Here is a 19,093-nt window from a genome sequence, read left to right on the forward strand (position 1 = left end):
CCGCGCGGGGCGAATCCGGTCGGACCGGGTTCCTCGCCGCCGCCGGACTCCGGTCCACGCGGTCGGGCGTGTCGCATTCCTGGGAGGGCACACGCCTGTGGCGGGTCGGAGTGGTGACGTCACATCTGGGCCGAGCTGCCGCCGCGAGACACACGACGACAGCGCAATGGCGCTTGAGCAACCGAATCAGTATAGACAGAAGCGGGCCCAGTCCGCCAATCGGCGGGCCGGGCCCGGCGGTCCCCCGGGCTCAGCGGCCCCACTCGGTGGGCGGGCCGGCATTGAGCAGCAGGGTGAAGACGACGGCGACCACGGCGACCGCCAGGAGCGCGCTGACCACCGGATGGCGCAGCACCACGACGAGAAGCCGTTCGAGGGGCCCCCGCTCCCCCGGCGCGCGGTCCACGACCTGCCACCGCGACGCCGGCTCGCCGCGCCGCCGCTGGGCCCGCTCGAACGGGACCGTCATGAACGGGACGATCGTCGAACCGAGGCCGAGGAGTCCGCGGGCCACGGGCCACCGCCCATCGATCCACACGGCGACCGTCACCACGAGGTAGCAGAGGAACACGAAGCCGTGGACGCCGCCGGCGATCGGCACCATCCGCTCCGTGACTCCGCCGTACTTGAGGCCCATGGCGATCAGCAGACCGGCCCAGGTGAACATCTCGGCCATCGCCGTGACGGCGAAGAGGCGGCGCGGGCCGGGCAGGCTCATCGCTCCAGCTCCCCGCCGCGGTTCGCGCGCCGGATGCGCCGGGCACGGTCGATCTCGGGACGGAAGGTCCGCAGCGCCCAGCGCACGGCCACGACGGCCACGGCGAGCACCACGATGAGGATGAGCAGTTCAGGCATGCTCCCCAGCCTAGCCGCCGCCGCCGCGCCGTCGTCGGACACGGCGACGCCCCCGCCTCCGGGGGACCCGGAGACGGGGGCGTCGCGCGTCAGCGGCTCAACGGAGCCACGAGACGGGATGCGTCAGATCACTTGGTGATCTTGGTGACGCGGCCGGAGCCCACGGTGCGGCCACCCTCGCGGATGGCGAAGCCGAGGCCCTCCTCCATGGCGATCGGCTGGATGAGCTCGACCGACATCTCGGTGGTGTCGCCGGGCATGACCATCTCGGTGCCCTCGGGCAGCGTGATGACGCCGGTGACGTCGGTGGTGCGGAAGTAGAACTGCGGGCGGTAGTTCGAGTAGAACGGGTTGTGACGGCCACCCTCGTCCTTGGACAGGATGTAGACGTTCGCCTCGAAGTTGGTGTGCGGGGTGATGGAGCCCGGCTCCACCACGACCTGGCCGCGCTCCACGTCGTCGCGCTTCAGGCCGCGCAGCAGCAGACCGCAGTTCTCGCCGGCCCAGGCCTCGTCGAGCTGCTTGTGGAACATCTCGATGCCGGTGACGGTGGTCTTCTGCACGTCGCGGATGCCGACGATCTCGACCTCGGAGTTGATCTTCAGGGTGCCGCGCTCGGCGCGACCGGTCACCACGGTGCCACGACCGGTGATGGTGAAGACGTCCTCGATCGGCATCAGGAACGGCTTGTCCTTGTCGCGGACCGGGTCCGGGATGAACTCGTCCACGGCCTCCATGAGGTCCTCGACGGACTTGACCCACTGGGGGTCGCCCTCGAGGGCCTTCAGACCGGAGGTGCGGATGACCGGGGCCTCGTCGCCGTCGAAGTCCTGGGAGGACAGCAGCTCGCGGACCTCCATCTCGACGAGCTCGAGGAGCTCCTCGTCCTCGACCATGTCCGACTTGTTCAGGGCCACGAGCAGGGCCGGCACGCCGACCTGGCGGGCCAGGAGCACGTGCTCACGGGTCTGGGCCATCGGGCCGTCGGTGGCGGCGACCACGAGGATCGCGCCGTCCATCTGAGCGGCGCCGGTGATCATGTTCTTGATGTAGTCGGCGTGACCGGGGGCGTCCACGTGGGCGTAGTGACGCTTCTCGGTCTGGTACTCCACGTGGGAGATGTTGATGGTGATGCCGCGCTGACGCTCCTCGGGGGCGGAGTCGATCGTCGCGAAGTCACGGGCCTCGTTCAGGTCCGGGTACTTGTCGTACAGGACCTTCGAGATGGCGGCGGTCAGCGTGGTCTTGCCGTGGTCAACGTGGCCGATGGTGCCGATGTTGACGTGCGGCTTCGTCCGCTCGAACTTTGCCTTTGCCACTAGTTCCTCCTAAGAACTGGTTCATCGTCAAGAAGACTGCTCAGCCGCCTGCGACGTGCTGACAACTTGACTGAGTCTACTCGGATGGTGCGGGGTTGGGGAAATCCCGGCCTCACGAGGGCCAGTCCGGTTCCAGGCCGTCGGGACCGCCGGAAGCGGACCGGACCTGACCCGTCCTGATCGCGGACCGCCGCGCCGGGGAGGGCGGTCCGGTCGCCCCGGGCCGGCCGCGGCTGCGGCGGCCGACCCGGGGCAGGTCGTTCAGAGCAGGTGACCTGCGGTCACTCGCCCTGGGACTTCTGGATGATCTCGTCCGCCACGGCCTTGGGGACCTCGGCGTAGGAGTGGAAGGTCATCGAGTACACCGCGCGGCCCTGCGTCTTGGAGCGCAGGTCGCCGATGTAGCCGAACATCTCCGACAGCGGCACGAGGGCGTTGACCACCTTCACGCCGGTGGCGTCCTCCATGGACTGGATCTGGCCGCGGCGGGAGTTCAGGTCGCCGATGACGTCGCCCATGAACTCCTCGGGGGTGCGGACCTCCACGGCCATCAGCGGCTCGAGGATGATCGGGTTGGCCTTGCGGACACCCTCCTTGAAGGCCTGGGAGCCGGCGATCTTGAACGCCATCTCCGAGGAGTCGACGTCGTGGTACGCGCCGTCGAGCAGGGTGGCCTTCACGCCGACCATCGGGTAGCCGGCCAGCACGCCGAACTGCATGGCGTCCTGGATGCCCGCGTCCACCGAGGGGATGTACTCGCGGGGCACGCGACCGCCGGTGACGGCGTTCTCGAACTCGTAGACCTCGCCCTCGGCGGTGTCCAGGGGCTCGAAGGACAGCTGCACCTTGGCGAACTGGCCGGAGCCGCCGGTCTGCTTCTTGTGCGTGTAGTCGACCTTGTCGACCTTGCGCTTGATGGTCTCGCGGTACGCGACCTGGGGCTTGCCCACGTTGGCCTCGACCTTGAACTCGCGCTTCATACGGTCCACGAACACGTCCAGGTGGAGCTCGCCCATGCCGCCGATCTCGGTCTGGCCGGTCTCCTCGTTGAGGTTCACGCGGAACGTGGGGTCCTCGGCGACGAGCTTCTGGATGGCGGTGGAGAGCTTCTCCTGGTCACCCTTGGTCTTCGGCTCGATGGCCACGGAGATCACGGGCTCCGGGAAGGTCATCGACTCGAGGATGATCGGGTTCGCGGGATCGCACAGGGTGTCGCCCGTGGTGGTGTCCTTGAGGCCGATCACGGCGTAGATGTGGCCGGCGACCACCTCGTCCACCGGGTTCTCCTTGTTGGCGTGCATCTGGAACAGCTTGCCGATGCGCTCCTTCTTGCCCTTGGTGGCGTTGAGGATCTGCGCACCGGACTCCAGGCGGCCGGAGTACACGCGGATGAAGGTCAGCGTGCCGAAGAAGGGGTGCGTGGCGATCTTGAAGGCGAGCGCCGAGAACGGGGCCTCCTTCGACGCCTCGCGCTCCAGCACCTCCTCCTCGTCGTTCACGGCGTGGCCCTTGACGGAGCCGGCGTCCAGCGGGTTCGGCAGGTAGGCGACCACGGCGTCCAGCATCGGCTGCACGCCACGGTTCTTGAACGCGGAGCCGCAGAACACCGGGTAGGCCTCGGCGTTCACGGTCAGCTGGCGCACGCCGGCCTGGATCTCCTCGACGGTGAGCTCCTCGCCCTCGAGGTACTTCTCCATGAGCTCCTCGGAGGTCTCGGCGACGGCCTCGACGAGCTCGTTGCGGTACTCCTCGGCCTTCTCCTGGAGCTCGGCGGGGATCTCGCGGGTCTCATAGGAGGCGCCCATGGTGACGTCGCCCTTGGCGTCACCCGGCCACACGAAGGCCTTCATGGAGAGCAGGTCGACGACGCCCACGAAGTCGTTCTCGGCGCCGATCGGCAGCTGCATCACGAGCGGACGCGCGCCGAGGCGCTTCACGATGGTGTCGACGGTGAAGTAGAAGTCCGCGCCCAGCTTGTCCATCTTGTTGACGAAGCAGATGCGCGGGACGTTGTACTTGTCCGCCTGGCGCCACACGGTCTCCGACTGGGGCTCCACGCCCTCCTTGCCGTCGAACACGGCGACGGCGCCGTCGAGCACGCGCAGCGAGCGCTCCACCTCGACCGTGAAGTCCACGTGGCCGGGGGTGTCGATGATGTTGATCTGGTGGTCGTTCCAGAAGCAGGTCACCGCGGCGGAGGTGATGGTGATGCCGCGCTCCTTCTCCTGCTCCATCCAGTCCGTCGTCGCGCCGCCGTCGTGGGTCTCGCCCAGCTTGTGGTTGACACCCGTGTAGAACAGGATGCGCTCGGTGGTGGTGGTCTTGCCGGCATCGATGTGGGCCATGATGCCGATGTTGCGGACCTTGTGCAGGTCGGTCAGCACGTCCTGTGCCACGGTGTCTCCCTTGGTCGGGTGGAATGGGGGGGCTCGTGAGGTGGATGCGGTGGGTGGCCCGTCCGAGAGGACGCACCTGCGGCCCGAGGCGCGGATCGCGCGCCCCGGGCCACACGGATCACCAGCGGTAGTGGGCGAAGGCCTTGTTGGCCTCGGCCATCTTGTGGGTGTCCTCGCGACGCTTCACGGCGCCGCCCAGGCCGTTCGAGGCGTCCAGGATCTCGTTCATCAGACGCTCGGTCATGGTCTTCTCACGGCGGGCCTTGGAGAAGCCGACCAGCCAGCGCAGGGCCAGGGCCGTGGAGCGGCCCGGCTTGACCTCGACGGGCACCTGGTAGGTGGCGCCGCCGACGCGGCGGGAGCGCACCTCGAGGGCCGGCTTGATGTTGTCCATGGCCTTCTTGAGGGTGGCCACGGGATCGGCGCCGTTCTTGGCACGGGCGCCCTCGAGCGCGCCGTACACGATGCGCTCGGCGGTGGACTTCTTGCCGTCGACGAGCACCTTGTTGATCAGCTGCGTGACCAGCGGGGAGCCGTAGACGGGATCGACGACGAGGGGGCGCTTCGGCGCAGGACCCTTACGAGGCATTACTTCTTCTCCTTCTTGGCGCCGTAGCGGGAGCGGGCCTGGCCGCGGTTCTTCACGCCCTGGGTGTCGAGGGCGCCGCGCACGATCTTGTAGCGCACGCCGGGCAGGTCCTTCACACGACCGCCGCGGACGAGCACGATCGAATGCTCCTGCAGGTTGTGGCCCTCGCCGGGGATGTAGGCCGTGACCTCGATGCCGCCGTTCAGGCGCACACGGGCGACCTTGCGCAGCGCCGAGTTCGGCTTCTTGGGCGTGGTGGTGTACACACGGGTGCACACGCCACGACGCATGGGGTTCCCCTGCAGGGCAGGGGCCTTCGTATTGACGACCTTGGGTGAGCGGCCCTTGCGGACCAGCTGCTGAATCGTAGGCACTCTTCAGCCTTCCTGTGTTTCGGTGATCGCTGACGTGATCGACCGGCGCCCGGGGCGCCGGCTGCTCGTTCCTCTGCTCTGCCTCTCCCTGTGGGGGCTCGCAACGAGCAGACGTCCGCAGGCGTGCAAAAGTGTGGCATCTGCCGCGCAATGACCCCGCGACCCGGACAGCGTCCAATTTGCCACACGAAAAACAATCCTTGACAGCATAGCACGCCCCGGCGCCGTCGACGAGCCGGCCCCGCACGCCAAGGGGCCCGCCGCTCCCCCGCGTGAGCGGCGGAACGGCGGGCCCCCTGGGGGACGGGGATCAGGCGCGGAAGTCGCCCCCGCGGTCGTAGTCGTCCAACGAGACGGCGTGGAAGTCGTTCTCGCCGAGCGACTGGTCCAGACCCGGGTAGTCGAAGTCCGCGAAGCCGGCCGGCGAGGCGAACAGGTTGGCCTTCGCCTCCTCCGTCGGCTCCACGACGGTCTTCGTGTAGCGGTCCAGGCCCGTGCCGGCCGGGATCAGCTTGCCGATGATCACGTTCTCCTTCAGGCCCAGCAGCGGGTCGGACTTGCCCTCCATGGCCGCCTGCGTCAGGACGCGGGTCGTCTCCTGGAAGGACGCGGCCGACAGCCACGAGTCCGTGGCCAGCGAGGCCTTCGTGATGCCCATCAGCTCGTCGCGGCCGGAGGCCGGCTGGCGGCCCTCAGCGACGGCGGCGCGGTTGGCGGCCACGAAGCGCGCCCGGTCCGTGAGCTCGCCCGGCAGCAGGTCGGTGTCACCGGACTCGATGACGGTGATGCGACGCAGCATCTGCCGGACGATGACCTCCACGTGCTTGTCGTGGATGCCCACGCCCTGGGACTGGTACACGTTCTGCACCTCGTCCACGAGGAACCGCTGCGCGGCCCGCGGGCCGAGCACGCGCAGGACCTGCTTCGGGTCCACGGCGCCGGCCACGAGCTGCGTGCCCACCGGCACGTGCTCGCCGTCGGCCACGAGGATGCGCGCACGGCGCAGCACCGGGTAGGCGATCTCCTCGGAGCCGTCGTCCGGCGTGAGCAGCAGGCGCACGGACGCCTCGGTGTCCTCGATGGTCACGCGGCCGGCGACCTCGGAGATCGGGGCCACGCCCTTCGGGGTGCGGGCCTCGAAGAGCTCCTGGATGCGGGGCAGACCCTGCGTGATGTCGTCGGCCGAGGCCACACCGCCGGTGTGGAACGTGCGCATGGTGAGCTGGGTGCCCGGCTCACCGATCGACTGGGCCGCGATGATGCCGACGGCCTCGCCGATGTCCACCAGCTGGCCGGTGGCCATGGAGCGGCCGTAGCACTTCGCGCAGGTGCCCACGGCGGACTCGCAGGTCAGGACCGAGCGGACCTTGATCTCCGTGACGCCGGCGGCCACCAGCTCGCCGATCAGCACGTCGCCCACGTCCGCACCGGCCGAGGCCAGCACCGTGCCGTCCTCGCCCGTGACGTCCTGGGCCAGCGTGCGGGCGAAGGCCGAGTTCTCGACCTGCTCGTGGGCCACCAGCTCGCCGTCGGCGTTCGGGGCGGCGATCGTGACGGACAGGCCGCGCTCGGTGCCGCAGTCGTCCTCGCGGACGATGACGTCCTGGGACACATCGACGAGACGACGGGTCAGGTAGCCCGAGTTCGCGGTCTTCAGCGCGGTGTCCGCGAGGCCCTTGCGGGCGCCGTGGGTGGCGGAGAAGTACTCGAGCACGGACAGGCCCTCGCGGTACGAGGACTTGATCGGACGCGGGATGATCTCACCCTTCGGGTTGGCCACGAGGCCGCGGATGCCCGCGATCTGGCGCACCTGGAGCCAGTTGCCTCGCGCACCGGAGGACACCATGCGGTTGATGGTGTTGAGCTCCGGCAGGCCGTCCTTCATGGCCGCGGCGACCTCGTCGGTGGCCTTGTTCCAGATGTCGATCAGCTCGGAGCGACGCTCGTCGTCCGCGATCAGGCCCTTGTCGTACTGCTGCTGCACGCGCTGGGCCTGCTCCTCGTAGCCCTCCATGATGGCGGCCTTGTCGAAGTCGGAGGTGATGTCCGAGATCGCCACGGTCACACCCGACCAGGTGCCCCAGTGGAAGCCGGCGTCCTTGAGGTTGTCCAGCGTCTGCGCGGTGACGACCATCGGGTAGCGCTCGGCCAGGTCGTTGACCAGCTGACCGAGGGTGCCCTTGGTCGCCTGCTTGTCCAGCCACGGGTAGTCGTCCGGCAGCAGCTCGTTGAACAGCACCTTGCCCAGGGTGGTCTCGATGAGGGCGATCTCGCCCTCGGACCAGCCCTCGGGGGCCGGCACGTCCGCCGACGGCACGAAGCCCTCGACGCCGATCCGCGCGGGCGCGTTCAGGTGCAGGTCGCCGCCGTCGAACGCCATGATGGCCTCGCCGACGGTCGCGTACAGGTTGCCCGCGCCGACCTCGTCCGGACGCACCGTGGTGAGGTGGTTCAGTCCGATGATCATGTCCTGGGCCGGCACGGCGACCGCACGGCCGTCCGAGGGCTTCAGGATGTTGTGGCTCGAGAGCATGAGCAGGCGCGCCTCGGCCTGGGCCTCCGGCGACAGGGGCAGGTGGACCGCCATCTGGTCGCCGTCGAAGTCCGCGTTGAACGCGGAGCAGACCAGCGGGTGCAGCTGCAGGGCCTTGCCTTCCACGAGCTGCGGCTCGAAGGCCTGGATGCCCAGACGGTGCAGGGTGGGGGCGCGGTTCAGCAGGACCGGGTGCTCGGTGATGACCTCCTCGAGCACGTCCCAGACCTGCGGACGGAAGCGCTCCACCATGCGCTTGGCGGACTTGATGTTCTGCGCGTGGTTCAGGTCCACGAGACGCTTCATCACGAACGGCTTGAACAGCTCCAGCGCCATCTGCTTCGGCAGGCCGCACTGGTGCAGCTTGAGCTGGGGACCCACCACGATGACCGAGCGGCCCGAGTAGTCCACGCGCTTGCCGAGCAGGTTCTGACGGAACCGGCCCTGCTTGCCCTTGAGCATGTCGGAGAGTGACTTGAGCGGGCGGTTGCCCGGGCCGGTCACCGGCCGGCCGCGGCGGCCGTTGTCGAACAGCGAGTCCACGGCCTCCTGCAGCATGCGCTTCTCGTTGTTGACGATGATCTCGGGCGCGCCGAGGTCGAGCAGCCGCTTCAGGCGGTTGTTGCGGTTGATCACGCGACGGTACAGGTCGTTGAGGTCGGAGGTCGCGAAGCGGCCGCCGTCCAGCTGCACCATCGGACGCAGCTCCGGCGGGATCACCGGGACGGCGTCCAGGACCATGCCCTCGGGCGAGTTGTCCGTGGTCAGGAACGCGTTGACGACCTTCAGGCGCTTCAGGGCGCGGGTCTTGCGCTGGCCCTTGCCCGTCTTGATGGTCTCACGCAGCATCTCGGACTCGGCCTCGAGGTCGAAGGTCTGCAGGCGACGCTGGATCGCCTCCGCGCCCATCGAGCCCTCGAAGTACTGGCCGTACTTGTCCCGCATGGCGCGGTACAGACCCTCGTCGCCCTCGAGGTCGGCGACCTTGAGGTTCTTGAAGCGGTCCCAGACCTGCTCCTTGCGGTCCAGGTCCGCGTCCGCGCGCTTGCGGATCTGCGCCATGGTCTTGTCCGCGGCGTCGCGGGCCTTCTTCTTCTCGGCGGCCTTGGCGCCCTCGGACTCCAGCTTGGCCAGGTCCTTCTCGAGGTCGGCGGCCACCGCGGCGATGTCGGAGTCACGCTGGTCGGCCAGGACACGGGTCTCCTGGTCGTACTCGGCCTGGAGGTTGGCCAGGTCGCGGTGCCGGGCCTCCTCGTCCACCGAGGTGATCATGTACGCCGCGAAGTAGATGACCTTCTCGAGGTCCTTCGGCGCCAGGTCCAGCAGGTAGCCCAGGCGCGAGGGCACGCCCTTGAAGTACCAGATGTGGGTGACCGGCGCGGCCAGCTCGATGTGGCCCATGCGGTCGCGGCGCACCTTCGAGCGGGTCACCTCGACGCCGCAGCGCTCGCAGATGATGCCCTTGAAGCGCACGCGCTTGTACTTGCCGCACGCGCACTCCCAGTCACGGGTGGGGCCGAAGATCTTCTCGCAGAAGAGTCCGTCCTTCTCCGGCTTCAGGGTGCGGTAGTTGATGGTCTCCGGCTTCTTGACCTCGCCGTAGGACCAGCGGCGGATGTCCTCCGCCGTGGCCAGGCCGATGCGCATCAGGCCGAAAGAGTTGTCAGTGGACATGCTGTTCACGCTCATGCTCCGGTGAACTCCCTTGGTTCAGTGGTTCTCAGGTGACGTCTTGTGGATGCGGGATCGGGCCCGGCTCAGACTTCCTCCACCGAGCTGGGCTCGGCGTGGGAGAGGTCGATGCCCAGCTCCTCGGCGGCGCGGTAGACCTCGTCCTCCGCGTCGCGCATCTCGATGGCCTGGCCGTCGGCGGAGAGGACCTCCACGTTCAGGCAGAGGGACTGCATCTCCTTGATGAGCACCTTGAAGGACTCGGGAACACCCGGCTCCGGGATGTTCTCGCCCTTGACGATGGCCTCGTAGACCTTCACGCGGCCGTGGATGTCGTCGGACTTGATGGTCAGCAGCTCCTGGAGGGTGAACGCCGCGCCGTACGCCTCGAGCGCCCACACCTCCATCTCGCCGAAGCGCTGGCCGCCGAACTGGGCCTTACCGCCCAGCGGCTGCTGCGTGATCATCGAGTACGGGCCCGTGGAACGGGCGTGGATCTTGTCGTCCACCAGGTGGTGCAGCTTGAGCATGTACATGTAGCCCACGGACACCGGGTCCGGGAACGGCTCGCCGGTGCGGCCGTCGAACAGCTGCGCCTTGCCGCTGTCGCTCATGAGACGGTCGCCGTCGCGGGTCACGTTCACGTGGCCGAGCAGGCCCGTGATCTCGTACGCCTCGGCGCCGTCGAACACCGGGGTGGCCACGTTGACCGGACCGGACTGCCGCGGGAAGTTCGGCAGGTCCTTGATCCACTCCGGCTCGCCCTGGATGTCCCAGCCGCGCGAGGCGGCCCAGCCCAGGTGCAGCTCCATGACCTGGCCGAGGTTCATGCGGCCGGGGACGCCGAGCGGGTTCAGCACGATGTCCACCGGGGTGCCGTCCGCCAGGAACGGCATGTCCTCGAGCGGCAGGATCTTCGAGATGACGCCCTTGTTGCCGTGGCGGCCGGCCATCTTGTCGCCGTCGGTGATCTTGCGCTTCTGCGCCACGTAGACGCGCACCAGCTGGTTCACGCCCGGGGGCAGGTCGTCGTCCTCGTCGCGGTCGAAGATGCGCACGCCGATGACGGTGCCGGACTCGCCGTGCGGCACCTTCAGGGACGTGTCGCGGACCTCGCGGGACTTCTCGCCGAAGATCGCGCGCAGCAGGCGCTCCTCCGGGGTCAGCTCGGTCTCGCCCTTCGGGGTCACGCGGCCGACCAGGATGTCGCCGGCCTCCACCTCGGCGCCGATGTGGATGATGCCGCGCTCGTCGAGCTGCGAGAGCACCTCCTCGGACACGTTGGGGATGTCGCGCGTGATCTCCTCGGCGCCCAGCTTGGTGTCGCGGGCGTCGACCTCGTGCTCCTCGATGTGGATCGAGGTGAGGACGTCCTCCGAGACCATGCGCTGGGACAGGATGATCGCGTCCTCGTAGTTCAGGCCCTCCCAGGGCATGAACGCGACGAGGAGGTTCTTGCCGAGCGCGAGCTCGCCGTTGTCCGTGGCGGGACCGTCGGCGATGATGCTCAGCGGCTCCACCCGCTCGCCCTCGGAGACGCGCACCCGCTGGTTGTAGGCGTTGCCCTGGTTCGAGCGGGCGAACTTCATGATCGGGTAGTGCGTGGTGGTGCCGTCGTCGTTCATGACGGTCACCAGGTCCGCGGCCACCTCGGTCACGACGCCGCCCTGGGTGGCCGTCACGGAGTCGCCCGCGTCCACGGCCACGTACTTCTCCATGCCGGTGCCCACGTAGGGGGCCTCGGAGCGGAGCAGCGGCACGGCCTGACGCTGCATGTTCGCGCCCATGAGCGCGCGGTTGGCGTCGTCGTGCTCGAGGAACGGGATCAGGGCGGTGGCCGCCGACACCATCTGGCGCGGGGACACGTCCATGTAGTCGATCTCGTCCACGGTCGAGAGCACGGGCTCGCCGTCGCCGCCGCGCTGGCGGCAGAGCACGAGCTCCTCCTCGAACCGGCCGTCCTCATCCACCGGGGCGTTCGCCTGGGCGATCTGGAAGGCCAGCTCGTCGTCGGCGGTCAGGTAGTCCACGGTGTCCGTGACCCGGCCGTCGACCACGCGGCGGTACGGGGTCTCGATGAAGCCGAAGGAGTTGATCCGGCCGAAGGTCGCCAGCGACCCGATGAGGCCGATGTTCGGGCCTTCCGGGGTCTCGATGGGGCACATGCGGCCGTAGTGCGACGGGTGGACGTCACGGACCTCCATGCCGGCACGGTCGCGGGACAGGCCGCCCGGGCCGAGCGCGGACAGGCGACGCTTGTGCGTCAGGCCGGCCAGCGGGTTGTTCTGGTCCATGAACTGGGACAGCTGCGAGGTGCCGAAGAACTCCTTGATCGCCGCCACCACGGGGCGGATGTTGATCAGGGTCTGCGGGGTGATCGCCTCGACGTCCTGGGTGGTCATGCGCTCGCGCACGACGCGCTCCATGCGGGACAGGCCGGTGCGGATCTGGTTCTCGATCAGCTCGCCCACCGCACGGATGCGACGGTTGCCGAAGTGGTCGATGTCGTCGATCTCCACGCGCACATCCACCGGCTCGCCGTCGCGCGTGCCCTTGATGACGGTCTCGCCGGCGTGCAGCGCGGCGATGAAGTGCACCATCTGGACGATGTCGTCCTCGGTGAGCACAGACGCGTTGGGGTCGCCGAGGTGCACGTCCACGCCGAGCTTGCGGTTGAGCTTGTAGCGGCCCACCTTGGCGAGGTCGTAGCGCTTCGGGGTGAAGTACAGGTTGTTCAGCAGCGTCTGCGCGGCGTCGACGGCGGCCGGCTCGCCCGGGCGCAGCTTGCGGTAGATGTCGAGCAGGGCCTCGTCCTGGTCCGCGGTGCCGTCCTTCTCGAGGGTGGCGCGGATGGAGTCGTAGTGGCCGAACTCCTCCAGGATGCGGGACTCGGTCCAGCCCATGGCCTTGAGCAGCACCGTCACGGGCTGCTTGCGCTTGCGGTCGAGGCGGACGCCGACCTGGTCACGCTTGTCCACCTCGAGCTCGAACCAGGCGCCGCGCGAGGGGATGATCTTCGCGGAGAAGATCTCCTTGTCCGAGGTCTTGTCCGGGGTGCGCTCGAAGTAGGCGCCCGGGGAGCGGACCAGCTGGGAGACGACGACGCGCTCGGTGCCGTTGATGATGAACGTGCCGTTGCGGGTCATCAGCGGGAAGTCGCCCATGAAGACGGTCTGCTGCTTGATCTCGCCGGTCGTGTTGTTCATGAACTCGGCCTTGACGTACAGCGGGGCGGAGAAGGTCGCGTCGCGATCCTTGCACTCCTCCTCCGTCATCTTCGCGTCGGCGAACTCGGGCTCGGCGAAGGACAGGGACATGGTGCCCTGGAAGTCCTCGATCGGGGAGATCTCCTCGAAGATGTCCGTCAGTCCCGAGGTGACGGGCACGGAGTGGTCGTCGGCGGCCAGGGCGGCGTCCACGCGCGCGGCCCACCGCTCATTGCCGATCAGGCGGTCGAACGACTCGGTCTGCAGCGCCAGCAGGTCCGGCACGTCCAGCGGCTCGGAGATCTTGGCGAAGGAGACGCGTCCGGCGGAGGCGCCGGATCGCGGGGAGACGGTAGCGGTTTCGTTGGAGGTGCTCGAGGCGACCACGTAGGATCCTTCCACAGGCCTTCTGGGTTCCGTTCGCTCCCCTGCCGCGAGACGGCGGCGCCGGCCCACCGCTATATGAAGGCCGTGCGGAACCGTGCGGGCCACGGCGGGACGCGAGGTCCTGCGGGCGGCACGGAACAGGGGAGATGCAAAGATCCATCCTATCCGCGCCCGTCGCCCCTGTCCAGCCGGGGGTGCGTGACCCGGGACGCCACGAGGCCCCCGGTCCGCAGCGCGGGTCCGGGGGCCTCGTGAGGAGGCGTGATGCGGCTCAGGCCGCGATCATCACTTGAGGGTGACGGTGGCGCCGGCGCCCTCGAGCTGCTCCTTGGCCTTCTCGGCGGTCTCCTTGTTGACGCCCTCGAGGATGGGCTTGGGAGCGCCGTCCACCAGGTCCTTGGCCTCCTTCAGGCCGAGGGAGGTGAGGGCGCGCACCTCCTTGATGACGCCGATCTTCTTGTCGCCGGCGGCCTCGAGGACGACGTCGAACTCGTCCTTCTCCTCGGCGGCGGCGGCCTCGGCACCGCCGGCGGCACCGCCGGCGGCGGCCACGGCCACGGGGGCGGCGGCGGTGACGTCGAACTTCTCCTCGAACGCCTTGATGAACTCGGACAGCTCGATGAGGGTCAGCTCCTCGAACGCGGCGAGCAGCTCTTCGGTGGTCAGCTTGGCCATGATGGCTCCTTTACGGGTACGTCTTGACTACGTGTGAAGTGGTGGGCCGTGCAGCCCGGGGCGGACTGCTCAGGCAGCCTCGCCCTGCGCGGCGCGCAGCGCCTCGACCGTGCGGACGGTCTTGGACAGCGGCGCCTGGAACAGGGCGGCAGCCTTGGACATGCTGCCCTTCATCGCGCCGGCGAACTTGGCCAGCAGCACCTCGCGGGACTCGAGGTCCGCGAGCTTCTTGATGCCGGCCTCGTCCAGGGGCTGGCCATCCATGTAGCCGCCCTTGAGCACGAGCTTCTCGTGATCCTTGGCAAAGTCACGCAGGGCCTTCGCGACGTTGACCGGGTCCCCGGTCACGAACGCGATCGCGGTGGGACCGGACAGGTGAGCCTCGAGGCCCTCCAGACCGGCGTCCTTGGCCGCGATCTCGGCCAGCGTGTTCTTCGCCACGGCGTAGGTCGCGTCCTGACGGATGGAGTCGCGCAGCTGCTTGAGCTCCGTCACCGTCAGGCCACGGTATTCCGTCAGAACAGCGGCGCTGGACTCACGGAACAGGTCCGTGAGCTCAGCCACCGCCGACTCCTTCGCGGACGTCGCCATGGCACTCCTCTCGATGATGCGTGGGAACCGCCACCCCGAGACGAGAAAGCGCCCCGTGCAGATGCACGGGGCGCAGCAGGAGCATCGACGCGGCCGGACCCGGAGGGTCGACGTGCGGATGCGAGCGTGGCTCACGTTCACCTGCGCGGGCCGTCTCCGTCAGGGAGATCCTTCGGTGGGCTCTGCCCGGAGGCAGGGCACCACGACCGGCGGTCTTCGGTAGGCACCAGCGTACACGTCCGGGGCGGGCCCGCAAAATCGACCCGGGACGACGCCGGCCGGTCGTCCCCGCTGCGGGGACGACCGGCCGACGTCGTGGGCCCCGATCACCGGGGCCGCGTGGCTCAGAGCTCGGAGGAGTCCACCGAGGTCACGTTCGGGTCCATGGGCACGCCCGGGCCGAAGGTGGTGGCCACGGTGGCCTTGGAGATGTAGCGGCCCTTGGAGGAGGACGGCTTCAGACGCAGGACCTCCTCGAGGGCTGCGGCGTAGTTCTCCACCAGGGCCTTGGCCTCGAAGGAGGTCTTGCCGATGATGAAGTGCAGGTTGGAGTGCTTGTCGACGCGGAAGTCGATCTTGCCGCCCTTGATGTCGGCCACGGCCTTGGCCACGTCCGGGGTCACGGTGCCGGTCTTGGGGTTCGGCATCAGGTTGCGGGGGCCGAGCACCTTGCCCAGACGGCCGACCTTGCCCATGAGCTCCGGGGAGGCCACGGCGGCGTCGAAGTCCACCCAGCCCTCGGAGATCCGGGCGATCAGGTCGTCGTCGCCCACGACGTCCGCGCCGGCGGCGCGGGCGGCCTCGGCGCGGTCACCGGTGGCGAACACGACGACGCGGGCGGTCTTGCCGGTGCCGTGGGGCAGGCTCACGGAGCCGCGGACCATCTGGTCGGCCTTGCGGGGGTCGACCGAGAGGCGGAGGGCCACCTCCACGGTGGCGTCGGTCTTGGAGGGGTTGGTCTCCTTGGCGAGGCGGATCGCCTCCACCGGCGAGTACAGATCCTCGCCGATCGCGGCCTTGGCCGCCTTGTATGCCTTGCTGCGCTGTGCCATCTGCGTTCTTCTCCTTGTGCAGTCGTGGTCTGCGGGCCGCGCTCGGCCCTGCCACTGGAAGGGGGTGGGGGTGGGCGTCAGCCCTCGACGGTGATGCCCATCGAGCGGGCGGTGCCCGCGATGATCTTGGCGGCGGCCTGGACGTCGTTGGCGTTCAGGTCCTCCATCTTGGTCTGGGCGATCTCCTCGCACTGGGCCTGGGTCAGCGTGCCGACCTTGGCCGTGTGCGGGGTGGCGGAGCCCTTGGCGACGCCGGCGGCCTTCTTGATGAGCTCGGCGGCCGGCGGGGTCTTGGTCACGAAGGTGAACGAGCGGTCCTCGTACACGGTGATCTCGACCGGGACCACGTTGCCGCGCTGCGACTCGGTGGCGGCGTTGTACGCCTTGCAGAACTCCATGATGTTCACGCCGTGCTGGCCCAGGGCGGGGCCGATGGGCGGGGCCGGGTTGGCGGCGCCGGCCTGGATCTGAAGCTTGATCAGACCGGTGACCTTCTTCTTGGGAGCCATGAGTGGATCCTTCTCTCACTGGGGGACCCTCGGCGCAGGAGCGCACCGGGGGCGGTGGCCGCCGTGGCGCGGCGGCCGGTGCCGCGTCCGGGCCGGCAGGCGGCCGGCCCGGTGCGGAAGCGTCGGGTGTCCTCAGATGGCCTTGGTCACCTGGTTGAAGGACAGCGTCACGGGGGTCTCGCGCTCGAAGATCGAGACGAGCACCACGAGCTGCTGGGCCTCCGGCTTGATCTCGGAGATCGTGGCCGGGAGGGTCTCGAACGGGCCGTCGTTGACGGTGACCGACTCGCCGACCTCGAAGTCCACGTGGATCGCGGGGGCGGCGGGCGCGCCGGACTCGGCCGCGGCGGGGACGGCCAGGCCGGCCTTCTCGGCGGCGCGGGCGGCCTCCTGGATCACGGACGGGGCGAGCATGTCGTACACCTCGTCCAGGCTGAGCGGCTGCGGGTGGTGGGCGTCGTTGCCCACGAAGCCCGTGACGCCCGGGGTGTGCCGTACGACGCCCCACGAGGCGTCGTCGAGGTCCATGCGGACGAGCACGTAGCCCGGGATGCGCACGCGCGAGACGATCTTGCGCGTGGTGTTCTTGATCTCCACGACCTCCTCCATGGGGACCTCGATCTCGTAGATCGAGTCCTCCATGTCCTGGGTCAGGATGCGGGCCTCGAGGTTCGTCTTCACGCGCTTCTCGTAGCCGGCGTAGGTGTGGACGACGTACCAGTCGCCGGGCTGGCGGCGCAGGCGGGTGCGCAGCTCCTCGGCGGGGTCCACGGCGGGCTCGTCGTCGGACTGCTCCTCGACGGGGGTCGGTGCGTCCTCGCCCTCGGCGACGGCCAGGTCGGCCTCCTGCACGGTGGCCTCGGCGGTCTCGTCACCGCTGCCGGCGACCTCGTCCAGGGCGTCCTCGACGGGCGTGCCGGCGTCCTGCGCGGTCTCGGCGGTCTCCTCGGCCACGGCGTCCTCCGACATCGGGACGGACTCCTCGGCGGGCTGACGATCCAGTTCCTGCTCGGACACGGTTCCTGCTTTCTGCTGACGGACGGCGGGCCCTGCCGTCGGGGAGGGCCCTCACGGGCGTGCGGGGGACGCGTCCTGCGACGTCGGGACCGTCCGCGCCGGGCTCAGAGGCCGCCGGCGCCGAACAGGAGACCCGCCACGGTGCCGAACACCCAGTCCAGCCCCATGACCAGCAGGATCATGAACGCCACGAAGGCGAGCACCACTCCGGTCGTGCGCAGCAGCTCCTCGCTCGTGGGGGTGACGACCTTGCGGAGCTCGTCCACCACCTGGCGCAGGAACAGCGCGATCCGCGCGAACAGCCCGCGACGCTGCCTGCTCGGCGTGGGGGCGGGCCCCCCGCCGTTCGCCGCCATCTCAGTCACGTGGCCTCACTCGTCGGATCGCCGAATCGCTTTCTACACGTCCGATGCCGAGCACGAGGCCCGGCATCGAGCAGGGCAGACAGGACTCGAACCTGCAACCTGCGGTTTTGGAGACCGCTGCGCTACCAATTGCGCCACTACCCTTCGAACCGACGGAGCCGACCGAACCCTCGCGGGATCGACCGCGAACGCGGTACCGGAGATCCAGGATACGCCATCGGGCGGCGGGAGTCGAACGGGCCCCGGGCAGTCAGTACCCTGGCAGGACGGAGCCCCGCTCCGCCCCGCCCTCCCCGTCGAGCTCGAAGAAGGTCCTCATGGCCGCGCCCGCCCGCCGCGTCTCCGCCCGTCTGTCCGCCATCGCGCCCTCCGCCACCCTCGCCGTCGACGCCCGCGCCAAGGAGCTCAAGGCCGCCGGGCGCCCGGTGATCGGCTTCGGCGCCGGCGAGCCCGACTTCCCCACCCCGGACTACATCGTGGAGGCCGCCGTCGCCGCGGCCCGGGACCCGAAGAACCACCGCTACTCCCCCGCCGCCGGCCTGCCCGAGCTGCGCGAGGCGATCGCGGCCAAGACGCTGCGCGACTCCGGCGTGTCCCTCGAGGCCGCCCAGGTGCTCGTGACCAACGGCGGGAAGCAGGCCGTGTACAACGCCTTCGCCGCCCTGCTGGACCCGCAGGACGAGGTGCTCGTCCCCGCCCCCTACTGGACCACCTACCCGGAGGCGATCCGCCTGGCCGGCGGCGTGCCGGTCGAGGTGTTCGCCGGCCCCGAGCAGGGCTACAAGGTCACCGTGGACCAGCTCGACGAGGCCGTCACGGACCGCACCAAGGTGCTCCTGTTCGTCTCCCCCTCCAACCCCACCGGCGCCGTGTACTCCCCCGAGGAGACGGCGGCGATCGGCCGGTGGGCACGGGAGCGGGGGCTGTGGGTGGTCACCGACGAGATCTACGAGCACCTGACCTACGACGGCATGCCGTTCACCTCGATCGTCCGCGCCGTGCCCGAGCTGGCGGAGCAGTCCGTGATCCTCAACGGCGTCGCCAAGACCTACGCCATGACGGGCTGGCGCGTCGGGTGGATGGCCGGCCCGCTGGACGTGGTCAAGGCCGCCACGAACCTGCAGTCCCACGCCACCTCGAACGTGGCCAACGTGTCGCAGCGGGCCGCGCTGGCCGCCATCGCCGGCCCGTTGGACGCCGTGGCGGAGATGAAGACGGCGTTCGACCGCCGGCGCCGGGCCATGGTCGAGGCCATGGACGCCGTGCCGGGCTTCCACTGTCCCACCCCGCAGGGTGCGTTCTACGCGTATGTGGACGTGCGGGAGGCGCTCGGGAAGACCTACCGCGGCGGCGTCACCCCCACGACGTCGGCCGAGCTGGCCGCCTTCATCCTCGACGAGGCGGAGGTCGCCGTGGTCCCCGGCGAGGCGTTCGGCCCGTCCGGCTACCTGCGACTGTCCTACGCGCTGGGCGATGCGGACCTCGCCGAGGGCGTCGAGCGCATCCGCGCCCTGCTCAGCGCCTGAGCCGCACACCCCGCCCCTGAGCCCCGCG

The 19,093-nt window shown here is 69.4% G+C and carries 15 protein-coding genes and 1 tRNA gene; 1 reads left to right on the forward strand and 15 read right to left on the reverse strand.

The window, feature by feature from the left end; translation table 11 throughout:
* Positions 1–250: 250 nt before the first annotated feature.
* The 15 genes from CITRIK5_RS07170 to CITRIK5_RS07240 all read right to left on the reverse strand — a co-directional run bounded on the left by CITRIK5_RS07170 (position 251) and on the right by CITRIK5_RS07240 (position 17,683).
* Positions 251–718 (reverse strand): DUF3817 domain-containing protein, encoded by a 468-nt coding sequence (locus CITRIK5_RS07170; RefSeq protein ID WP_041103558.1) that lies wholly within the window; start codon positions 716–718, stop codon positions 251–253.
* Positions 715–855: a hypothetical protein gene (locus tag CITRIK5_RS07175; RefSeq protein ID WP_162833779.1), complete on the reverse strand. Its 141-nt coding sequence runs from the start codon at positions 853–855 to the stop codon at positions 715–717. Before CITRIK5_RS07175 ends, CITRIK5_RS07170 begins: the two co-directional genes overlap by 4 nt.
* Positions 856–983: 128 nt before the next feature.
* Positions 984–2,174: an elongation factor Tu gene (gene tuf, locus CITRIK5_RS07180; RefSeq protein ID WP_036317754.1), complete on the reverse strand. Its 1,191-nt coding sequence runs from the start codon at positions 2,172–2,174 to the stop codon at positions 984–986.
* A 281-nt stretch (positions 2,175–2,455) separates the two neighbouring features.
* Positions 2,456–4,570, reverse strand: coding sequence for an elongation factor G (gene fusA / locus CITRIK5_RS07185; protein WP_036381535.1), 2,115 nt, complete (start codon positions 4,568–4,570; stop codon positions 2,456–2,458).
* Between the two features lie 118 nt (positions 4,571–4,688).
* A complete protein-coding gene (rpsG, locus tag CITRIK5_RS07190) occupies positions 4,689–5,159 on the reverse strand; it encodes a 30S ribosomal protein S7 (protein WP_010080379.1) in 471 nt (156 codons plus the stop codon).
* Positions 5,159–5,533, reverse strand: a complete 375-nt coding sequence (gene rpsL / locus CITRIK5_RS07195) for a 30S ribosomal protein S12 (RefSeq protein ID WP_002854787.1) — start codon at positions 5,531–5,533, stop codon at positions 5,159–5,161. The genes rpsG and rpsL overlap by 1 nt, the downstream gene beginning before the upstream one ends.
* Before the next feature lie 310 nt (positions 5,534–5,843).
* The gene (locus CITRIK5_RS07200) at positions 5,844–9,740 is read right to left on the reverse strand and encodes a DNA-directed RNA polymerase subunit beta' (protein WP_036317751.1); all 3,897 of its coding nucleotides are present in this window, start codon (positions 9,738–9,740) and stop codon (positions 5,844–5,846) included.
* A gap of 83 nt (positions 9,741–9,823) precedes the next feature.
* The gene (gene rpoB, locus CITRIK5_RS07205) at positions 9,824–13,330 is read right to left on the reverse strand and encodes a DNA-directed RNA polymerase subunit beta (RefSeq protein ID WP_036381530.1); all 3,507 of its coding nucleotides are present in this window, start codon (positions 13,328–13,330) and stop codon (positions 9,824–9,826) included.
* A 285-nt stretch (positions 13,331–13,615) separates the two neighbouring features.
* Positions 13,616–14,005: a 50S ribosomal protein L7/L12 gene (gene rplL, locus CITRIK5_RS07210; RefSeq protein WP_036317747.1), complete on the reverse strand. Its 390-nt coding sequence runs from the start codon at positions 14,003–14,005 to the stop codon at positions 13,616–13,618.
* 69 nt (positions 14,006–14,074) lie between these two features.
* Complete coding sequence (rplJ, locus tag CITRIK5_RS07215) at positions 14,075–14,596, reverse strand: 50S ribosomal protein L10 (protein ID WP_002854782.1); 522 nt, start codon at positions 14,594–14,596, stop codon at positions 14,075–14,077.
* Positions 14,597–14,940: 344 nt separating this feature from the next.
* Entirely contained in the window at positions 14,941–15,648 is a 708-nt protein-coding gene (gene rplA, locus CITRIK5_RS07220) for a 50S ribosomal protein L1 (protein WP_036317746.1), read from the reverse strand.
* Between the two features lie 77 nt (positions 15,649–15,725).
* On the reverse strand, positions 15,726–16,157 hold the full coding sequence (rplK, locus tag CITRIK5_RS07225; protein WP_010080374.1) for a 50S ribosomal protein L11: 432 nt from the start codon (positions 16,155–16,157) through the stop codon (positions 15,726–15,728).
* A gap of 132 nt (positions 16,158–16,289) precedes the next feature.
* Positions 16,290–17,174 (reverse strand): transcription termination/antitermination protein NusG, encoded by an 885-nt coding sequence (gene nusG, locus CITRIK5_RS07230; protein WP_036317744.1) that lies wholly within the window; start codon positions 17,172–17,174, stop codon positions 16,290–16,292.
* A gap of 104 nt (positions 17,175–17,278) precedes the next feature.
* Entirely contained in the window at positions 17,279–17,530 is a 252-nt protein-coding gene (secE, locus tag CITRIK5_RS07235) for a preprotein translocase subunit SecE (RefSeq protein WP_036317743.1), read from the reverse strand.
* A gap of 80 nt (positions 17,531–17,610) precedes the next feature.
* Positions 17,611–17,683: transfer RNA gene (locus CITRIK5_RS07240), tRNA-Trp, on the reverse strand.
* 173 nt (positions 17,684–17,856) lie between these two features.
* Here CITRIK5_RS07240 and CITRIK5_RS07245 point away from each other — a divergent pair.
* The gene (locus CITRIK5_RS07245; protein ID WP_041103561.1) at positions 17,857–19,065 is read left to right on the forward strand and encodes a pyridoxal phosphate-dependent aminotransferase; all 1,209 of its coding nucleotides are present in this window, start codon (positions 17,857–17,859) and stop codon (positions 19,063–19,065) included.
* The last annotated feature ends 28 nt before the right edge of the window (positions 19,066–19,093 follow it).

The sequence above is a fragment of the Micrococcus sp. 116 genome (genome assembly GCF_902506395.1).
GTDB lineage: Bacteria > Actinomycetota > Actinomycetes > Actinomycetales > Micrococcaceae > Micrococcus > Micrococcus luteus.

Excerpts from the sequence above, each read along its gene's own strand:
- CITRIK5_RS07170 (WP_041103558.1), bottom strand. The coding sequence starts at position 718 with ATGAGCCTGCCCGGCCCGCGCCGCCTCTTCGCCGTCACGGCGATGGCC.
- CITRIK5_RS07175 (WP_162833779.1), bottom strand. The coding sequence starts at position 855 with ATGCCTGAACTGCTCATCCTCATCGTGGTGCTCGCCGTGGCCGTCGTG.
- rpsG (WP_010080379.1), bottom strand. The coding sequence starts at position 5,159 with ATGCCTCGTAAGGGTCCTGCGCCGAAGCGCCCCCTCGTCGTCGATCCC.
- CITRIK5_RS07200 (WP_036317751.1), bottom strand. The coding sequence starts at position 9,740 with ATGTCCACTGACAACTCTTTCGGCCTGATGCGCATCGGCCTGGCCACG.
- rplL (WP_036317747.1), bottom strand. The coding sequence starts at position 14,005 with ATGGCCAAGCTGACCACCGAAGAGCTGCTCGCCGCGTTCGAGGAGCTG.
- rplJ (WP_002854782.1), bottom strand. The coding sequence starts at position 14,596 with ATGGCGACGTCCGCGAAGGAGTCGGCGGTGGCTGAGCTCACGGACCTG.
- rplA (WP_036317746.1), bottom strand. The coding sequence starts at position 15,648 with ATGGCACAGCGCAGCAAGGCATACAAGGCGGCCAAGGCCGCGATCGGC.
- rplK (WP_010080374.1), bottom strand. The coding sequence starts at position 16,157 with ATGGCTCCCAAGAAGAAGGTCACCGGTCTGATCAAGCTTCAGATCCAG.
- secE (WP_036317743.1), bottom strand. The coding sequence starts at position 17,530 with ATGGCGGCGAACGGCGGGGGGCCCGCCCCCACGCCGAGCAGGCAGCGT.
- CITRIK5_RS07245 (WP_041103561.1), top strand. The coding sequence starts at position 17,857 with ATGGCCGCGCCCGCCCGCCGCGTCTCCGCCCGTCTGTCCGCCATCGCG.